Origin of the sequence: Burkholderia sp. Ac-20365 (assembly GCF_017104715.1) — a bacterium.
Taxonomy (GTDB): domain Bacteria; phylum Pseudomonadota; class Gammaproteobacteria; order Burkholderiales; family Burkholderiaceae; genus Paraburkholderia.
On sequence record NZ_JAAGPI010000001.1, the window covers coordinates 557865 to 576370 of the forward strand.

An 18506-nucleotide genomic window follows, 5' to 3' on the forward strand; every position below is an offset into this window, starting at 1 on the left:
CAACAAAGGCCGCGATGCCGTACCGATCTACAGAATACGGACATCCCTATGAATCCCGATGCAGGCATCGCGGCGCCGCTGCGATGGCGTGACGAACTCAGGCAATACTGGAGCGACGATTATCCGCGCTTCAGGCATGTCGCAAAGGTTGCGCTCGCCGCGACACTCGCGATGGGCCTGTGCATGCGTCTCGAACTGCGTGGACCCGGCACGGCGATGGTGTCGTGCATCGTCGTGATGATGTTCCAGCAAAGCGGCATGGTGATCGCGCGGGGATTCTATCGCGGGCTCGGCATGCTGTGCGGCAGTCTCGCGGGCCTGGTGCTGGTGTCGCTGTTTTCGCAGGCGTCGTGGCTCTTTCTGATCGTGCTGGCCGCGTGGATTGGTCTGTGCGTGTTCGGTTCGTCGTACTTCCGCAATTTTCAGTCGTATGGTTTTCTGCTGACGGGTTATGCAACGGCGATCACGTCGTTGCCCACGCTGTCGAATCCGTACGGCGTGTTCGACAATCTGGTCTATACCGTCAGTGAAGTGGTGATCGGCGTGTCGTGCGCGAGTCTCGTCAGCGCGCTGATCCTGCCGCGCCGTGTGACGCCCGATCTTTTCGCGGCGAGCAGCGGCAATGTGGGGCATCTGTTCGCGGCCATTCACACGTTGCTGGGCACCGCGCCGCCAAAAGACGGCTTCGGCACGATGCTCGATCTTCTGCGCGAGCGCGCGAATGTGCAGGGCCTGCGGGTCGGCGCCGTGTTCGAAGACCCGTCGATCCGCCTGCAGAATCACGCGTTTATCAAGCTCGATACGAGTTTCGTCGATACGCTTGCGTCGGCGCATGCGTTGCATCAGGTGATCGGGCAGGCGTCCGTCGAAGTGGGCTCGCGCGCGATGCAAGCCGCGAATGAGATGATCGGCGCGTTGCTTGCCATCGTGCCGGACGGCATCGCGCCGGGTGCATCGCCGGAGATGCAACTCGATGCGTTGTCGGCGCCGCTCGCGGACTTCGAGCGTTCGCTGAAAGCGCGCATCGATGCCGCATTGAAACTGCTCGAAGACGAACCCGCGTCGCAGCGCATCTTCGTCGAAATGACGGGTGCGGCGATGCATGGCTTCATCGGCAATCTGCGCGAACTATGCCGCAGCTTCGTCGAAGCGCGGCGCGCTGATCCGCGCGCGCGCCAGCAATCGGTGCTGCGTCTGCTCACGCATATCGACAGCACGCGTGCTACGTCGAACCGCGCGGCGGCCATCATCAACGGCCTGCGCGCGGCGACGGCCGTGCTGTCGGTGGGCGCGATGTGGCTCGCGTCGGGCTGGGTCGGCGGATCGAGCGCGCTGGTTTCCGTTGCGATCGTCAGCGCGCTGTTCACGCTGGCGCCCGATCCCGTCGTCGCAAGCTGGCAGATGTTCTGCGGCTGCGTGGCGGGCGCGATAGTCGGCTTCGGCTTCGCGTTTTTCGTCTTTCCGCTGTTCGACAGCTTCGCGTTGCTGGCAGCGTGTATCGCGTTTCCGATCGTCGTCAGCAGCTATCTGAATACGTTTCCGAAGACGGCCACACTCGGTCTCGGCTTCGGCGTGTTCTTCTGCTACACGGTCAACATCGCGAATCCCGTCACATATCATCCCGCGCAATTTCTCGACACGGCTTTTGGCCTGTCGCTCGGTATCGCCGCTGCCGCCGTCGCGTTTTCGACGATCGTGCCGCTTGCGGGCGACTGGATTTCGCGGCAATACCTGAAGCAGATCCGCGCGCTGCTTGCCAGGTCCGCGCTCGACGACGACCTCGAAGCGCTGTCCCCACGGTTCGAGTCTGGCATGCGCGGCTTCATCATGCGGATCGCGTCGGCGCCAGCAGGAGAGCGTGTCGATCAGACGCGGCTCGTCGCATCGGCATTCGCGGCGCTCGAAGTGGGCCGCGCGATGATCGTGATTCGGAAGGACACAGCGCGTTTGGCCGCGCATTTGCCCGAAGGCTGGCACGCGCGCGAGGATGAATGGCTCGATGCGATGGCCGACGTGTTCGCCGCTGCGAGTGCGCAGGCACGCGACCGGGCGTTGCAGGCGACAGAGCACGCGCAACGCGCACTTGCGCTGGTCGAATTCGACGATGCATCGGCCGATGCGTTGATTGCGAAGCGGATGCGCCGCCTCATGCACTTCACCGAGCTGATATTGAAAGACGGCACGCTGCCGTTATGGCAAACGACAGCGGCCGCCAAGGGAGCCTTGGCATGACGCGGCACATTTCCATGTCGAGCGTCGTATGCCGGGCGCTGTCTGCGGCTTCACTGTGCGTGCTGCTTTGCTCGTGCATCAACAGCGGCGGCATTCGCCCGCATGAGACCGAGTTGAACCCCGCATCGCTCGATGCCGGCAACGCGATCCGCACGACCCGCCAGGACGCCGCGTGGCCCACCGACGACTGGTGGAAGCAATGGGCCGACCCGCAACTCGACACGCTCGTGAAGGATGCGACGGCGGGCAATCCAGGCCTGAAAGAAGCACAGGCGCGCATCGATAACGCACGCTATCAGGCACAGGTTGCGGGCGCGGCGGAACTGCCGCAGGTCGACGCCGCGGGCAATTTCGAGCGACAACGTTTTGCGCGCTACACGACGCCTGCGCCGCCGGGCGGCACGACGGTCTGGAACAACAGCGTATCGGCGGGGCTTTCGTACGACCTCGACCTGTGGGGCAAGAACCGCGCGATACGCGAAGGCGCGCTCGATGCCGTGCAGGCATCCGTAGCCGACGACCGCTTTGCCGTAGTCGAACTGCAAACGGCTGTGGTGCGCGCCTATGTGCAACTCGCGCTGCAATACGCATTGCTCGACGCGTACCAAAGCGTGCAGCAGGAAGAACAGCATTCACTCGACATTGCTCAGCGCCGGTTACAAGCGGGCATCGGCAGCCGCCTGGAAGTGGCGCAGGCCACCACGCAACTGGCGACGAGCGTGACGAAAGTGCAGGAAGCGCAGCAGCAGCTTGCATTGAGCCGCATCGATATCGCGGCGCTCGCGGGCAAGGGCGCCGGTTACGGCGACACGCTGAAGCGCCCGGCGCTCGCGCTGAATGTGCCCATTGCGTTGCCCACGTCATTGCCCGTCGATCTGATCGGCCATCGGCCCGATATCGTCGCGCAGCGCTGGCGCGTGCTGGCAGACGAGAAAGGCATGGCCGCCGCACACGCGGCTTTCTACCCGAACATCGATTTGCTTGCTACAGCGTCGCTTGGATCGGCGGCGACCTTCGGCGGGTTCCTCAATCTGTTGAGCAGCAACGGCGCGGGCCATAGCCTCGGCGCGGCCATTTCGCTTCCGATCTTCGATGGCGGGCGGCTGCGCGGCGAATATGGCGTGGCCGTATCGGACCGCGATGCCGCCGTCGACGCATACAACGCAGCCATCGTCGACGCGATGCGCGGCGTCGCCGCGCAAGTCACTTCGCTGCACGCGCTCGATGGGCAACAGGGGTCGATCGAAAGCACGCTCGATGCTGCACGCGACGCCTACCGCCTTGCCGATTCGGGCTACCGCAACGGCATCACCGAATTTCTCAACGTGCTCGCCGCGCAGAACGCGCAACTGGAGCAGGAAGAACGGCTCGCCGACGTCGAGGCCAAACGGCTCGACGCGTGGGCGCTGCTGATGAAAGAACTGGGCGGCGGTTTCGCCGCGACGGCAGCCGACCGCGCTGCAATGGAGCCTGACCATGCCAGCCGAAATTGAATTCTGTTCGTTCCTCGTGCCTTATCTGCTGCCCGTGCTGATCGGCTGCGTGGTGGTCTTCGTGGTCCTCGATCTGCTGCTCGCGCGCCTTGGCATTTACCGGTACGCGTGGCATCCGGGGCTGTTCCGCGTGGCGCTCTTCGCCGCGATGTTCAGCGGCGTTTCACTGCTGGTGCGACTGTGAAGCGGGACGCGCACGGCCCTTGTCGAACTGAATCCGCCTGCATAAGAACATGACGATCAAACCGCAATCCTTTCTACGTGCGCTATTTACCGTGACGATCCTGCTGATCGCCGTGGTGCTGGTGCGCCTGCTGTGGGTCAACTATATGTATTCGCCGTGGACGCGCGATGGCCGCGTGCGCGCCGACGTGATCGACGTGGCAACCGATGTGTCGGGACTCGTCAGCGAAGTGCGCGTGAAGGACAACCAGTTCGTGCATCGGGGCGACGTGCTGTTCGTGCTGGACCCGTATCGCTTCAATTACGCAGTCGCACAGGCAGCGGCCGACGTCGCGCGGGCGCAGGCCGACATGGCGAAGGCAAAAGCGCAGATGTCCGAAGGCGCATCGCTCGACCGGATGAAGCGCGAGCAGGCGGCGCGTCGCGCGAACCTCGCGGGCGACGTGATCTCGGACGAAACCCGTGAAGATGCAGCGTCGGCGGCGAACCAGTCCGATGCCGCGTATCGCGCCAACGTGGCGGCTTACGCGGCGGCCGAGGCGGAGTACAAAACAGCCCTTGTCGAGCAGCAGACCGCGCAGCTCAACCTGACGCGAAGCGTGGTGAAGGCGCCCACCGACGGCTACATCACGAACCTGAACCTGTGGCCGGGCGACTATGCGACGGCAGGCACGGCGCGGATGGCGCTGATCGACGCACACTCGTTCTGGGTCTACGGCTATTTCGAGGAAACCAAGATTCCGCAAGTGCAGGTCGGCGATCATGCGGTGGTGCGGCTGCTGTCGGGCGGCGTCGATATTCAGGGGCATGTGGACAGTCTGGCGAGCGGTATCGCCGACCGCGACAATCCGACCAGCGGCGATCTGCTGGCGAACGTGAACCCGATCTTCACATGGGTTCGGCTCGCGCAGCGCGTGCCGGTGCGCGTGCACCTGGACAGGATCCCGGCCGGCATGCATCTCGCGGCGGGCATGACCTGCACGGTTACGTTGCTGCCCCGCAAACGCACGGGCACGTAAAAGCGCCTAGATGGCGAATGCCGGCAGTCCCGCCGCGCGCCGCCATGCGCCAGGCGACGTTCCGACGCTTTTCAGAAACACACGGTTCAGATGGCTTTGATCGGCGAAACCGCAAAAGCTGGCGATTTCCGTCAGCGTCAGATCGGTTGCTTCGATCAGTTGCCGCGCCTCGGTGATGCGTTGCTCGAGCAGCCATTGATGCGGCGTCTGGCCGGTGGTGCGAGAAAACGCCCGGATGAAATAGCCGCGCGACAGGTTGCATTCACTGGCCACTTCCGCGATAGACGCGCCCTGGCGCGACCGTTCGATCAGCAGTTCTTTTGCGCGTGCCTCATGCGCATGCGACAGCGCGCCTTTTGCGCGCGGCCCGCGCTCGCGCAGATTGCCGTAGCGCTGCGCGAGGTGCGTGCCCATGATGACGCCCATCTGCTCGGCGAACAGCGAGCCGAGTTCGCCGTAATGGGCGAGGTTGCCGTCCATCGCCCGTGCGAGATGACCCAGAACGGGGTCTTTCTGCTCCAGCGCGCAGGTCAGCCCGTCGACGCCGGGGCCGCCATGCTCGTCGCCAAGCCGAGCGATGAATGCTTGCGATAACTCGACTAGCACAAAGTCGAAATTGCCATATAGATCAGCGCAATAATCTTCTGAGAAATCGCGGATATAAATCGAATCCGATTCAAAGCGTTTGGCGATGGTGCGGCCGCCGTTAAAAATATTCCGCCGATGCCCGCTGTTCAGAGAAATGCCGACCAGAAAGCCGCGATCGGAAGCCGGCATGGCGACGCGATCCAGATGCGCTTCGTCCATGCACTTGCGATAGAAGCGGATATCGCCAATATCCAATTCGATGTCTTTACGCAATTTGCCCGACACGCAGCCTAGCGCGTCTTTCGGCGTGGGCGGCGCGGCCGCCGTGGGATGTGGACCGGTCGACATGGGCAGCGTCCTCAATTCATGCATTGCTGGCGAAACATAATCTGTCCAGTTTACACGGAAGCATCCCGCGATAAATATTCAAAAAACCATTGGCGGCTTTATGCATATATCGCCGGATGATTCCCGCTCTTTGAAGACGGGACCGTATTCTGGCGGAATTTGCCGCTGTGCGGGCCTTGACGCCAGATCAATAGGCGAGATGTGATGCCGTCCTCAGAACGGTAAAAAAGACCGCCCAAATGCCAATCAGGTCACTATTATTCAAGACACGCCGTTACCAGATGTTTACAATTCGTACGCGATATTCTGTTTTAGCCAGCCCATTTGCGTTGCCGATATTGCCCATTCTTTGAGCAAACTCGCGCCGCAATGCGCGCAAGCCAATGAACACGCTCGCAGCGAAAGGTTGGCGCGCCCGATCTTCGACCTTCAACCCGGTGCACGCCATCGGTCAATCGAACTCGCGATAGCGTTTCCTGGAGGCGTTCATGATTCAGATCGGCACTTTGCTCGTCAACTTCGAACAGCGGGAGATTCGTCAGAACGGCCGTTCGGTGCGCATCGGCGCACGCGCGTTCGACATTCTCGATGTGCTGTATCGCGCGAATGGCGGCATCGTGTCGAAGGACGCCATCATGGATGCCGTGTGGCCGGGCGTTATCGTCGAAGAGAACCGGCTGCAGGTGCACATCGCGGCGCTTCGCAAGATGTTCGGCGCAGACCGCGAACTCATCAAGACCGTGCCTGGGCGCGGCTATATGCTGGTGTCGGAGAACCGTCATGCGCGCGCGCCGCAGCCGCATGGCGCACCGCTCGCGAACGGCAGCGGCTTGCCTGCGTGCGCGGCGACGCTGGTCGGTCGAGAGGCCGAAGTGGCGCAGCTTGTCGAGCGGCTCGGTCAGGCGTCCGTGGTCACGCTGATCGGCGCGGGCGGGATCGGCAAGACGTGTCTGGCCGTGCATGTTGCGCGGGCCATGCGCGACCGCTTCGGCGAGCCGGTGTGCTTCGTCGAACTCGCGAAAGCCTCCACGCGCGACGCCGTGCTCAAGACACTGGCGCTCGCGTTGCGCATCGACGCATCCGACGAATACCTCACGCAGGAAAGTCTCGCCGACGTGATGGCCAACGCGCCATGCGTGCTGGTGCTCGACAACGCCGAGCATGTGATCGACGTGGTCGCGAGCCTGGTCGAAGCGCTGGCCGCGCGCAATCAGGCGTTGCGCGTGCTCGTCACGAGCCGTGAACCGCTGCATATCTGGGCTGAGTCCGTGTTCCGCGTCGAGCCGCTGGCCGTGCCTGCGAGCGGTTCGTCTGCCGACGCAACGCTTGCGCATTCGGCCGTCGAACTGTTTCTGAGCCGCGCGAGGTCGGTGGCGCCCGACTGCGGCGCGGACGATCGCACCATCCAGCTAGTCGGCGAAATCTGCCGGCGGCTGGAAGGCCTGCCGCTCGCAATCGAACTGGCGGCGGCGCGCGTCGCGACGCTCGGTGTCGAAGGCGTGGCCTCGCGTCTGGACGACCGCCTGAATCTGCTGACGGGCGGGCTGCGCTCGGCGCTGCCGCGTCACCAGACCTTGCGCGCGACCTTCGACTGGAGCTACACGCTGCTCGACGCGAATTCGCGGATGCTGTTCAGGCGGCTGGGCTTCTTCGCGGGCGCGTTCACGTTCGACGCCGTCTGCACCGTCGCGACCGAGCCGGACATGCCGATCGCGTCCGTCATCTCGAGCCTGAGCGAGCTGGCCGCGAAGTCGTTGTTGAGCGTCGAGTTCTGCGGCGCGATCGCGCAATACCGTTTGACGGAATCGACGCGCGCGTATGCGATGGAGAAGCTGCGCGACGAAGGCGAAGTGCAGCGCATCGCCACGCGCCACATGCACTATCTGCAGGAGCGGATCGAGCACGGCAAGGTATCGGTCGGCGATGCCGCGCAGGGACTCGCCGCGGCCGAGCCGCGCCTCGCGCTCGACGACGCGCGCGCCGCATTTGAATGGGCGTTCTCGCCGGGTGGCAATCCCGCGCTGGGCGTGGCGCTGGCGGGATCGCTGGTGGGTACGCTGCTGCAAGGCCCGCTGCTGCATGAATGCTACGAGCGCGCAGGGCGCGCGCTGGCCGCGCTCGATGCATTGCCGCCCGGTTCCGTCGATGCCCTGTGCGAAATGCGCCTGTGTTCCGCGTATGCATCGACGCTGCTGCACACGGGCGGCGCGGTGAACGAGGCCGGGCCGCTGTGGAAGCGCGTGCTGGTGCTGGCGCGCCAGACCCGCGACGAAACCTTCGAGGCGCGCGCGCTGTGGGGCGCATGGAATTCGATGCTCGCGTCCTCCGACATTCATGCGTCGTTCCGCTTCGCAACGCGCTTCGAGGCGTTTGCGCAACGCTGCGGCACGCCTTGGCAGCAGATTCTCGCGGCAGAGATGATCGCCGTGTCGCTGCATTGCTTCGGCGAGCACGAACAGGCGCGCGTGCGGCTGGAGCGGGCGGTCGCCGCGCTGACCGAACTCGGCCCGATCGCGCCCGGCAGTCTCGGCGTGGCCGTCGATCCGTTCACGTTCGGCAACGGCACGCTGGCGCGCATCGTGTGGATGCAGGGCCACCCCGAACGGGCGATGCAGATGGTCGAGCAGGTCCTCAATTCGCTGCGGCCGGACATGCTGGAGCCGTCGCTCAGTCACGTGCTCGCCGTGGCCGCCGTGCCGCTCGCGCTTCAATGCGGCGAACTCGAAACGGCGTCGCGCTATCTGGCCGTGCTGCAATCGCAGGTTGCGTTGAACCACTATGAGATCTGGCAGGCGTATGGCGAATGCCATGCAGGGCATCTCGACATTCTTCAGGGACATCCGCACGCCGGTCTCGCGAAGCTCGAGCCTGCGTTGCAACGCTTGTTGTCGTGCGGCTTTCGCCGGGTGCTGACGCCTGTGATCGCGATCTGCGCGGAAGCGCTGGCGAGAACGGGGCGCATCGCCGAAGCGCGCTCGAAGCTCAATGAGGCGCTCGAATTCTGCAACGCGCATGGCGAGCACTTCTTTATCGCCGAACTCCAGCGCGTGATGGGCGTCGCGGCGCTGGAGCAGTCGCGCGAGATCCTGTTGAAGGGGCGCGCGGCGATGGCCGACGAGTTCGAAACGGAAGGGCGCCGCCATCTGCTCGACGCGATGCAGACGGCCAAAGAGCAACATGCGCCGATGCTCGAGCTGCGTGCCGTGCTCAACTTCGCGGATCATCTGCTGGAACGGGGCGAGACGGCGCGTGCGGCGTCGCTGCTGACCGATGTGTCGACGCGTGTCGACCTGCAATCGAAGGCGCCCGATATCCGCCGGCTTGCCGCGCTTCTGCATACGGCGCAAGCCACGCGTGCGTCGTTCGGCACGGACAGCGGACAACCCGTGATGGCCAGCGACCTCTGACCCGTCTTCACGCCGTATCGAACCCGTCTGAAGTTTTCTTAAGGGCGCCGCGCGCACGGTCTCGCATCCGCCGAAAGCTCTGTCTGTCAAGCGCGCAAGCTGCCCTTAAGGACGTTTAAGCCGACCATAAGGACTTTGGTCGCGCACCTCGCTAAGCTCCGTCACTCCTGATTCAGCGGGCATCCCCGCTGCGTCATGTCATCGACCACACACCATCGCCGCGCACATCTGCGCGACGCGATGCAACGACGGAGAACAACGGGATGAACACGCAGAGCAACACGGCAGCACCATCGGAATCGCGGCGCAGGCTGCTGTCGGCAGGCGCGACGATGGCGGGGGCCGTGGCCGCGATGTCGAGCCTGTCCGCTAACGCAGCGAGCGCAACGACGGGGGCTCACGCCACGCGCGTACACCATCAGGGTGGCAACTTCGTGAAGGCGAAGGACGGCACGGACATCTTCTTCAAGGACTGGGGCACGGGCACGCCCGTGGTCTTCTCGCACGGCTGGCCGCTCTCGTCCGACGCGTGGGATCCGCAGATGCTGTTCCTCGTGAACCAGGGCTATCGCGTGATCGCGCACGACCGTCGCGGCCATGGCCGTTCGGGCCAGCCGTCGAACGGCAACGACATGGACACCTATGCCGACGATCTCGCCGCCGTGCTCGACGCGCTCGACGTCAAGAACGCGATGCTGGTCGGCCATTCGACGGGCGGCGGCGAGGTCGCGCACTACATTGGCCGTCATGGTTCGAAGCGTGTCGCGAAGGCCGTGCTGATCGGCGCGGTGCCGCCGCTGATGCTGAAGACTGCAGCGAATCCGGGCGGCCTGCCGATGTCCGCTTTCGACGGTATTCGTGCCGGCGTCGCATCGAACCGCTCGCAGTTCTATCTGGACCTCGCGACGCCGTTCTACGGCTTCAACCGTCCGAACGCCAAGGTCTCGCAAGGGCTGATCCAGGACTTCTGGCGTCAGGGCATGGAAGGTTCGATCAAAGGCCAGTACGAGTGCATCAAGCAGTTCTCCGAAGTCGACTATACGGACGACCTGAAGAAAATCGACGTGCCGACGCTGTTCCTGCATGGCGACGACGACCAGATCGTGCCTATCGGCGACTCCGCGAAACTCGCGTCGAAGCTCGTGAAGAACGCGACGCTGAAGGTCTACGCGGGCGCGCCGCACGGCATGTGCAGCACGCACGTCGAGCAGGTGAACGCCGATCTGCTGGCGTTCCTCAAGCAGTAACCAGCCGGGGCTTCGCGGTGCACTTGCCGCGCAGCATCGACATGGCCGCCCGTCAGGAATGCCGGGCGGCTTTTGTTCGTTGTACACTGGTTCGCAGTCTGTCCGGCTTGTCGATACACACGGTCTTTGCTGAAAACGTCACAACGCATGTCGATACGGCATCGTATAGTGTGAGCTTTTCAACGTTGCGCAAAGGCCGTTGCGAACTCCACAGCCCTCAACATCACTTCTTTAGATGATGGCGATCAAGATCGGTCAACTCGAGATTTCACTCGATCATCGCGAAGTGCGTTGCGATGGGCGCAAGGTTCCGATCGGCAGCCGCGCATTCGACATTCTCGCCTTGCTGATCGCCGCCGACGGCGAACTCGTATCGAAAGACGAGATCATGCGCGTCGTCTGGCCGACCACGGTCGTCGAAAAAAACAATCTGCAGGTTCATATCTCGGCGTTGCGCCGCGCGTTCGGCGACGAGCGCGAGCGTATCTGCACGGTCCCCGGCCGGGGTTACCGGCTGATCATGCACGCCGACATCGGCGTGCCTGTCATTCAACCGAACGAAGCCGCAGGCGAGCCGCCTGTCTTCACTGAGATCACAGCCGCCAGCACCGACGCCGCGCGGCCCGCGCGTCAGCGGCTGCCCGCGCGCGTGCCGGAACTGATCGGCAGACAGGACGCGCTCGATGTCGTGATGGAAGCGTTGCGCGCGCATCAGGCCGTGACGCTGGTGGGCACGGGCGGTATCGGCAAGACGCGGCTCGCGCTCGAAGTCGCGCATGCGCTCCAGCCAGAGTTTGCCGATGGCGTCGTGTTCGTGCCGCTCGCGGCCGCGTGCGACGCGCAGTCGGCGCTTGACGCGCTCGCCTTCGCGATGGGCAGCCGGCTGTCCGCGAGCCGTACGGCGCTTGCGCAGATCGCAGCCGAATGGCGCGAGCGCGAGGCGCTCGTGGTGCTCGACAACTGCGAGCAGGTACTCGAGATCGTCGCCGCGATGGCGGAGTCGCTGACGGGCGCGGGCAGCCGCATGCGCGTGCTGGCGACGAGCCGCGAGGCCTTGCGGGTGCGCGACGAAATCGTCTATCAGGTGCCGCCGCTGCCTGTTCCCGCCTCCGACGATCCCGGCACCGACGTGCTGAACACGCCTGCCGTGCGCTTTTTCCTGGCGCGCGCGCAAGCCGACGGCGCGCAGTTTGCACTCGACGAAACCAGCATCCGCCTGACGGGCGAAGTGTGCCGGCGCCTGGACGGCATTCCGCTTGCGCTCGAACTGGCAGCGTCGCGCGCAGCCGTGCTCGGCATCGGCTTGCTGGCCGAGCATCTCGACGACCGCTTCCGCATTCTCACCGGCGGCCGGCGCACGGCCTTGCCGCGCCATCAGACGCTCAAGGCGACGCTCGACTGGAGCTACCGTCTGCTCAATCGCGACGAACAGAAGCTGTTGCGCTGGCTTGGCATGTTCGTCAACGGCTTCACGCTGGACGCCGCCTGCGCGATGGCAGAGCATGCGGGGCTGGCGCGCATGGAAGCGCTCGATGCCGTGAGCGGTCTCGTATCGCGTTCGCTGCTGACCACGGACTTCGAAGGTTCGTCGTATCGGTATCGCTTGCTGGAATCGACGCGCGCCTATGCGCTGCAGCAACTCGACGACAACGGCGAACGCGTGCCCGCCGCGGGCGCGCACGCCGCGCTGTTTCTGCAGATGCTCGAAACGGCGCAGAAGCGCTGGGCGGAACGTCCTCTCGTCGAATGGCTCAGCGAATTCACGCGCGAACTCGGCAATGTGCGCACCGCGCTCGACTGGACGCTCGGTGAGCGCGGCGATCATGCGACGGGTATCGCGCTCGCGGCCGTCACCGTGCCGTATCTGTATGACCTGTCGCTCGTTGAAGAGTGTTGCGGGCGTGCGCGCGCTGCGTTGCGCTTCGTGAGCACTGAAACGCAGGGCGACGAAAGTGTCGACGTCGAAACGCGCTTGCGGCTCGTGTCGGCGCTGGCCTCTGCGCTTGTCTATACGGACGGGCCGCTCACGGAAACGCGCGAAGCATGGACATGGGTGCTCAACGACGCGGTGCGCTCCTCGCACCCCGACTATGCATCGCGGGCCCGCTGGGGCGTGTGGAACTGGCATCAATACAGCGGACGCGCGCGCGATGCGCTGATGCTGGCGCGACGCTTCGGCGATCTTGCGCGCAGCAGTGGCAACGCATTGCCGATGGTGCTGGCAGGGCGAGTGGAAGGCATCGCGCTGCACTATGCGGGCGACCAGTTGCGCGCGCGCGAACTGCTCGAACGCATGATCGAAGAGTACGAAGAAAAGCCGTTGAGCCGCTGGCACATGACGGGCTTTCGCGTGAATCACGGCATCGTTGCGCGCGCGACGCTCGCACGCGTGCTGTGGGTGCAGGGCGATCGCAACGGCGCCTACGATCTCGCCGCGCGCTGCTTCGATTCGGCCGTGCAGTACGACCATGAGATCGTCACCTGTTATGTGCTCGTCGAAGGACTCGTGCCGATTGCGTTGCTCAATGGCGATCAGGCTGCGGCGCGTCATGGCATCGACGTGTTGCAGGAACTGTCGTCCCGTTTCGGCTTCACGATCTGGAGCGCGTGTTGCGCTTGCTATGAAGCATGGCTCGCGACACTCGTGAATCCTGGCGCGGACCCGATCGACAGGTTGACGAAGGCGATCGCGACACTGCGCGCAACAGGTTATCTCGCGCAGCTGTCGCCATTGCAGGGACAACTGGCTGTTGCGCTGATGCAGGTATCGCGCGACAAGAAAGCGCTCGCGACCATCGACGATGCGCTTCGCCACGCCGACGACAACGGCGAGCGCTGGTACTACGCCGAGCTATGCCGTATCAAAGGCGATGTACTGCACAAGCTGGGCCGCGACGACGAAGCGCAACGCTGCTTCGCGACGTCGCGCGACTGGGCGCAGCGAAATGGACTTGAACGCGGCGAGGCGCGCAATGCGTCTGCTACACACGCAGCACTGCGTGTTGTCTCCGTTCAGTCTCGCGCTTAATAACGTTTAAGGCGTTTATCAGGACTTTAAGATCGTCCGTCACTAATCTTCTCGCAAGTCGTAATGCCAGCACGGCATTGTGAAACTCGCGCCTGAGTCGCGTGAGCTAGCCGTTTGCATCCGCACAGCCGATGCAGCGACGACTGGATTCATCCACTAACCGGACATTAGCGCGGTTGCTTTCTGGCAACCGTGCGGGTCTCTCGCATCCCTGCGAAATGGAGCTACTCATGGCACATGAACTGTTGACGCCCGACACCTGCGCGCTCGCGCTTATCGACCATCAGCCGCAGATGTTCTTCGGCACGCACTCGCACGAACGCACGACTGTCCTGCACAACGTCCAGATCCTCGCGAAGGCCGCGAAGCTCTTCAAGGTGCCGACCGTTCTGACGACCATCGCCGCCGATTCGTTCAGCGGCCATCTGCTTCCCGAAGTGCAAGCGGTGTTTCCGGAGACGAAGCCGATCGACCGCACGTCGATGAACTCGTGGGAAGACAAGGGCTTCCGTGATGCGATCAAGGCAACGGGCCGCAAGAAGATCGTGATCGCTGGCCTGTGGACGGAAGTGTGCGTGACGTTCCCGACCATCCAGATGCTCAACGAAGGCTTCGAGATCTACGTGCCGACGGATGCATGCGGCGACATCACGGAAGAAGCACACGAGCGCGCCGTGCAACGCATCGTGCAAGCGGGCGCAGTGCCGATGAACTCGCTGCAGTTCATGTGCGAACTGCAACGCGACTGGGCGCGCGGCGAAACGTACGAAGGCTGCATGGAGATCTTCAAGGCGCATAGCGCATACGGCATCGGCGTGCGCTACGCCAAGCAGATTCTCGGCGAGCACGCGAGCGAAGCGGGCTGATCGCAGCGCCGCAGTAACACACGTTTCAAGTAGAGCTTCACGCGCGGTGCTGCTGGCATCGCGCGTGGAGTGCGCACGACCCTGTCAGACGGAGAGCGACGATGACCGCACACAACCAGTCCATCGAACCCGCGCGCATTGCGGACCTGGTGATCTACAACGGCAAGATAGCGACGCAGGACGACAAGCGCTCGTTCGTGACGGCGCTGGCCGTCGCGAAAGGCGAGATCGTCGCAAGCGGCAGCGATCAGGCGGTGATGCAGTGGGCCAACGAGTCCACGCGCCGCATCGACCTGAAAGGCCGCACCGTCATTCCCGGCCTCAACGACTCGCACCTTCACGTGATTCGTGGCGGCCTCAATTTCAATCTCGAGTTGCGTTGGGACGGCGTGCCGTCGTTGCGCGATGCGCTCGAGATGCTGCGCGCCCAGGTTGCGCGCACGCCGGCGCCGCAATGGGTGCGCGTGGTCGGTGGATGGAACGAATTCCAGTTTGCGGAGAAGCGCGGCCCGACGCTCGAAGAGATCAACGCGATTGCCCCCGATACGCCGGTTTTTATTCTGCATCTCTATGACAGCGCATTGCTGAATGCGGCAGCGTTGCGCGCGGTCGGCTATGACCGCGATACGCCGAATCCGCCGGGCGGCGAAATCCAGCGCGATCGTCGCGGCAATCCGACCGGCATGCTGATCGCGCGGCCGAATGCGGGCTTGCTGTACGCGACGCTCGCGAAAGGCCCGAAACTGCCGATCGAAGACCAGATGAATTCGTCGCGCCAGTTCATGCGCGAACTGAATCGCCTCGGCGTAACGAGTGCGATCGATGCGGGCGGCGGCTATCAGGCGTATCCCGACGACTACGCGGTCATCATGGAACTCGCGAAGCGCAACGAACTGACGGTGCGGATCGCGTACAACCTGTTCACGCAGAACGCGAAGAAGGAAATCGAAGACTTCGCGAAGTGGGTCAAAGCGACGAAGCCCGGCGACGGCGACGAATTCCTCAAGGTGAACGGCGCGGGAGAGATGCTGGTGTTCTCTGCCGCCGACTTCGAAGATTTCCTGGAGCCGCGCCCCGATCTGCCGGAGGCAATGGAGAGCGAACTCGAAGCGGTCGTGCGCCTGCTGGTGCAAAACCGCTGGCCGTTCCGTCTGCACGCGACTTACGACGAATCGATCGACCGCTTCCTGGATGTGTTCGAACGCGTGAATCAGGACACGCCGTTCGACGGCCTGCGCTGGTTCTTCGACCACTGCGAGACGATTTCTCAACGCAATATCGAACGCATTGCGGCGCTTGGCGGCGGCATCGCCATTCAGCACCGGATGGCGTTTCAGGGCGAATACTTCATCGCGCGTTATGGCGCAGAAGCCGCTGCGCGCACGCCGCCCGTGCGGCAGATGCTGGCAGCGGGGCTGCCCGTCGGCGCGGGTACGGATGCGACGCGTGTGGCGAGCTTCAATCCGTTCGTGTCGTTGTACTGGCTCGTGTCGGGCCGCACCGTCGGCGGCACGCCCATGTATGCGGCACAGGATCGCCTCGACCGGATGGAAGCATTGCGGCGCTACACGGTCGGCAGTGCATGGTTCTCGAACGACGACACGCGCAAGGGTGCGCTCGTCCCCGGTCAGCTTGCCGATTTCGCGGTGCTGTCCGACGACTTCTTCACCGTGGATGAAGACGCGATCAAGCATCTGACCTCGGTGATGACGGTGGTCAACGGCCGCGTCGTCTATGCCGACGACGAGTTCGAAACCTTCGGCCCGCCCGCGCTGCCTGTCAGCCCTTCGTGGTCGCCCGTCGCGGAATATGGCGGCTACGCGCGCTATCGTCCCGCCGCCGCGCCGTTGCAGCAATCGTGCAACGACGCGTGCGTGAATCTGTGCGGCGTGCACAAGCACGCGCATGGCTGGGCATGGCGCAGCAACGTGCCTGCCAGCGACGCGAACACGTTCTGGGGCGCGCTCGGTTGCAGCTGCTTCGCGTTCTGAAGCGCATACGCACGATGAACCGTATCTCCGCACCCGACGCCGCGTTGCTGTTCCTGCGCGTGACCGCGAGCGTGCTCGTGCTGCTCGTGCATGGACTGCCTAAGGCGCTTCACTACGCGAGCCAGCTCGACGCAATCGAAGACCCGCTGCATTTCGGCAAGACGCTGACGCTCGCGTTTGCGATCTTCGCCGAAGTGGTGTGTCCGCTGCTGATGATCGCCGGCATCGCGACGCGGCTGGCCGCGCTGCCGATCATGCTGGTCAGCGCGATCGCCCTTGGGCTCGTGCATCGCGAATGGACGCTGGATCAGGGGCAATTCGCGTGGATGCTGCTGATCATGTTCGGCACCATCGCGATTGGCGGCGCGGGGCGTTACCGGATCGTGCTCTGGCCGCGTGCATCGGGGCAACGTCAGGCATGAGCATGTCGATTGAACGCGCAACCCGGCCCGTCGATGTCGCTGATGTGCGCATTCCGCACACACCGGTTGCGATCGCGGCTGCCGAGGCGGCACATGCGTCGCTGCCCGATGTGGTGACGGGGCATGCATCGCGTGTGTTCGTGTTCGCGGCGCTCGCCGCGCAGCGTGATGGTCTCGCATGCGAGACCGACACGCTGTACGTCGCGGCGATGTACGCAAACATGGGCCTGAGCGCAGCGTATGCGCATTCGAAGCTGCGCTACGAGATAGACGGCGCACATGCGGCACGCACGTTCATGCAACGCTTTGGCGCGCCGCAAAGCGTGCTCGACGAACTGTGGTGTGCGATTGCATTGCATACGACGCCGGGTGTGTCCATGCATCTATCGCCGCTGGCGCGCGTGCTGTCGTCGGCCGTGCGTACGGATCTGCTCGCCGACAACATCGGCGCCTGTTCGCAGACGCAACGCGAACAGATCGTCGCAGCGTACCCGCGCGGCGCGTATTTCAAGGAGCGAATGATCGAAGCGATCGGGCGCGGCGTCGCGCATCGTCCGCAATCGACGTTCGGCACGCTGAGTGCCGATGTGCTGGAACGCATCGATCCCGACTTCTGCCGCACGAACTTTTGCGGGCTGATTCTCGGCTCGCCGTGGAAGGACGAATGAAGCACGGAAGGAGCAAGCCATGTCGTATCTGATTTCCTTGGGCGCGGGCCTCGTCGTGGGCCTGCTGTATTACCTCGTGCGCGTGCAGTCGCCCGCGCCGCCGTTGATCGCACTGGCCGGGCTGCTGGGCATCGTGATCGGCGAGCATGCAATTCCCTTCGTGCAGGCGCAGATCCGCACGCCCGACGCACAGACGCAAAGCGCGCCGGCCGCGGCCAGCAGCCAACCCGCGCCGCGGGTGACTTCAGGCAGCAAGGACCAATGAGCGCGGGCGCGGATGTGCGCGTCGCCGCGCAACTGGATCACGTGCCTGGCGAGGACACGTGGCTTGCGACGATTGCCGGCTATGTCGATACGCTCGGCTTCGTCGCGCTGTTCGGGCTGTTCACGGCGCACGTGACGGGCAACTTCATCCTGATCGGCTCGGGCCTCGCGGGCGCGGGGCATGGGCTGCTGATCAAGTGGCTCGCGTTTCCTGCGTTCGTGGCGGGCATCGTGATCGCGCGGGTGCTCGACAACCGGCTGCTAACGCTCGGACATGGCGTGCGCGCCTGCTCGCTGTATGCGCTGCAGGCGGTGCTGCTCGCGGGTTTCATGGTCACGGGCGTGCTCGCCGCGCCGATCACCGATTCCGATGCGCCGATGACGATCGCCTGCGGCCTGCTGGGCGCTGCGGCGATGGGCGTGCAGAACGCGCACGGCCGTCTGACCGCGCGCTCCGTGGTCGCGAACACGGTGATGACGGGCAACGTCACGCAGGCCGTGATCGACGCGTTCGATCTGCTGTTTTCATCCATCGATCAGAAAACGCGGCAGGCGGCGCGCACGCGTCTGTTGCGCACGCTGCCGCCCGTCGCCGGTTTTGCGATCGGCGCGGGCGCGGGTGCGGCGGGCTTTCTGCTCGCGTCGTTCTGGGCGCTGCTGTTGCCGCTCGCCGCGTTGTGCGTGCTCGCCGTGCTGTCGCGAAACACCGGTTCGCCGCCGGCCCAACACTGATCGCGCCGCGCATCCATG

The 18506-nt window shown here is 64.2% G+C and carries 14 protein-coding genes; 13 read left to right on the forward strand and 1 reads right to left on the reverse strand.

The window, feature by feature from the left end; genetic code table 11:
* Positions 1–48 precede the first annotated feature (48 nt).
* From G3O01_RS02330 to G3O01_RS02345, 4 genes are read left to right on the forward strand one after another with little or no spacing between them, the layout of a single operon-like run.
* Entirely contained in the window at positions 49–2232 is a 2184-nt protein-coding gene (locus G3O01_RS02330; protein WP_205802818.1) for an FUSC family protein, read from the forward strand.
* Complete coding sequence (locus tag G3O01_RS02335; RefSeq protein ID WP_205802819.1) at positions 2229–3725, forward strand: efflux transporter outer membrane subunit; 1497 nt, start codon at positions 2229–2231, stop codon at positions 3723–3725. Before G3O01_RS02330 ends, G3O01_RS02335 begins: the two co-directional genes overlap by 4 nt.
* Positions 3709–3909 (forward strand): DUF1656 domain-containing protein, encoded by a 201-nt coding sequence (locus tag G3O01_RS02340; RefSeq protein WP_205802820.1) that lies wholly within the window; start codon positions 3709–3711, stop codon positions 3907–3909. Before G3O01_RS02335 ends, G3O01_RS02340 begins: the two co-directional genes overlap by 17 nt.
* A gap of 49 nt (positions 3910–3958) precedes the next feature.
* Positions 3959–4927: an HlyD family secretion protein gene (locus G3O01_RS02345; protein ID WP_205802821.1), complete on the forward strand. Its 969-nt coding sequence runs from the start codon at positions 3959–3961 to the stop codon at positions 4925–4927.
* Positions 4928–4933: 6 nt separating this feature from the next.
* Here the strand turns inward: G3O01_RS02345 and G3O01_RS02350 are convergent, their stop codons facing one another.
* Positions 4934–5863, reverse strand: a complete 930-nt coding sequence (locus G3O01_RS02350; protein WP_205802822.1) for an AraC family transcriptional regulator — start codon at positions 5861–5863, stop codon at positions 4934–4936.
* Positions 5864–6351: 488 nt separating this feature from the next.
* On the opposite strand from G3O01_RS02350, the gene G3O01_RS02355 reads away from it, so the two are divergent.
* From G3O01_RS02355 to G3O01_RS02395, 9 genes are all read left to right on the forward strand, one after another.
* Entirely contained in the window at positions 6352–9270 is a 2919-nt protein-coding gene (locus tag G3O01_RS02355; RefSeq protein ID WP_205802823.1) for a winged helix-turn-helix domain-containing protein, read from the forward strand.
* 263 nt (positions 9271–9533) lie between these two features.
* A complete protein-coding gene (locus G3O01_RS02360; RefSeq protein ID WP_205802824.1) occupies positions 9534–10517 on the forward strand; it encodes an alpha/beta hydrolase in 984 nt (327 codons plus the stop codon).
* Positions 10518–10752: 235 nt separating this feature from the next.
* Positions 10753–13545, forward strand: coding sequence for a winged helix-turn-helix domain-containing protein (locus G3O01_RS02365; RefSeq protein ID WP_205802825.1), 2793 nt, complete (start codon positions 10753–10755; stop codon positions 13543–13545).
* Between the two features lie 230 nt (positions 13546–13775).
* Complete coding sequence (locus G3O01_RS02370) at positions 13776–14411, forward strand: hydrolase (RefSeq protein WP_109479747.1); 636 nt, start codon at positions 13776–13778, stop codon at positions 14409–14411.
* A gap of 101 nt (positions 14412–14512) precedes the next feature.
* The gene (locus G3O01_RS02375; protein WP_205802826.1) at positions 14513–16402 is read left to right on the forward strand and encodes an amidohydrolase; all 1890 of its coding nucleotides are present in this window, start codon (positions 14513–14515) and stop codon (positions 16400–16402) included.
* 14 nt (positions 16403–16416) lie between these two features.
* Positions 16417–16824 carry a DoxX family protein gene (locus G3O01_RS02380; protein ID WP_205802827.1) on the forward strand — a complete coding sequence of 136 codons (408 nt, stop codon included), beginning with the start codon at positions 16417–16419 and terminating at the stop codon, positions 16822–16824.
* Positions 16821–17492, forward strand: coding sequence for a phosphohydrolase (locus G3O01_RS02385; protein WP_205802828.1), 672 nt, complete (start codon positions 16821–16823; stop codon positions 17490–17492). Before G3O01_RS02380 ends, G3O01_RS02385 begins: the two co-directional genes overlap by 4 nt.
* A 19-nt stretch (positions 17493–17511) precedes the next feature.
* On the forward strand, positions 17512–17757 hold the full coding sequence (locus tag G3O01_RS02390) for a DUF1427 family protein (RefSeq protein ID WP_205802829.1): 246 nt from the start codon (positions 17512–17514) through the stop codon (positions 17755–17757).
* Entirely contained in the window at positions 17754–18488 is a 735-nt protein-coding gene (locus G3O01_RS02395; protein WP_205802830.1) for a YoaK family protein, read from the forward strand. The genes G3O01_RS02390 and G3O01_RS02395 overlap by 4 nt, the downstream gene beginning before the upstream one ends.
* The last annotated feature ends 18 nt before the right edge of the window (positions 18489–18506 follow it).

Bases quoted from the DNA above. Each gene is read 5' to 3' on its own strand.
- G3O01_RS02360 (WP_205802824.1), top strand. From the start codon at position 9,534: ATGAACACGCAGAGCAACACGGCAGCACCATCGGAATCGCGGCGCAGG.
- G3O01_RS02395 (WP_205802830.1), top strand. From the start codon at position 17,754: ATGAGCGCGGGCGCGGATGTGCGCGTCGCCGCGCAACTGGATCACGTG.
- G3O01_RS02385 (WP_205802828.1), top strand. From the start codon at position 16,821: ATGAGCATGTCGATTGAACGCGCAACCCGGCCCGTCGATGTCGCTGAT.
- G3O01_RS02350 (WP_205802822.1), bottom strand. From the start codon at position 5,863: ATGTCGACCGGTCCACATCCCACGGCGGCCGCGCCGCCCACGCCGAAA.
- G3O01_RS02345 (WP_205802821.1), top strand. From the start codon at position 3,959: ATGACGATCAAACCGCAATCCTTTCTACGTGCGCTATTTACCGTGACG.
- G3O01_RS02375 (WP_205802826.1), top strand. From the start codon at position 14,513: ATGACCGCACACAACCAGTCCATCGAACCCGCGCGCATTGCGGACCTG.
- G3O01_RS02355 (WP_205802823.1), top strand. From the start codon at position 6,352: ATGATTCAGATCGGCACTTTGCTCGTCAACTTCGAACAGCGGGAGATT.
- G3O01_RS02330 (WP_205802818.1), top strand. From the start codon at position 49: ATGAATCCCGATGCAGGCATCGCGGCGCCGCTGCGATGGCGTGACGAA.
- G3O01_RS02390 (WP_205802829.1), top strand. From the start codon at position 17,512: ATGTCGTATCTGATTTCCTTGGGCGCGGGCCTCGTCGTGGGCCTGCTG.
- G3O01_RS02370 (WP_109479747.1), top strand. From the start codon at position 13,776: ATGGCACATGAACTGTTGACGCCCGACACCTGCGCGCTCGCGCTTATC.
- G3O01_RS02365 (WP_205802825.1), top strand. From the start codon at position 10,753: ATGATGGCGATCAAGATCGGTCAACTCGAGATTTCACTCGATCATCGC.
- G3O01_RS02335 (WP_205802819.1), top strand. From the start codon at position 2,229: ATGACGCGGCACATTTCCATGTCGAGCGTCGTATGCCGGGCGCTGTCT.
- G3O01_RS02380 (WP_205802827.1), top strand. From the start codon at position 16,417: ATGAACCGTATCTCCGCACCCGACGCCGCGTTGCTGTTCCTGCGCGTG.
- G3O01_RS02340 (WP_205802820.1), top strand. From the start codon at position 3,709: ATGCCAGCCGAAATTGAATTCTGTTCGTTCCTCGTGCCTTATCTGCTG.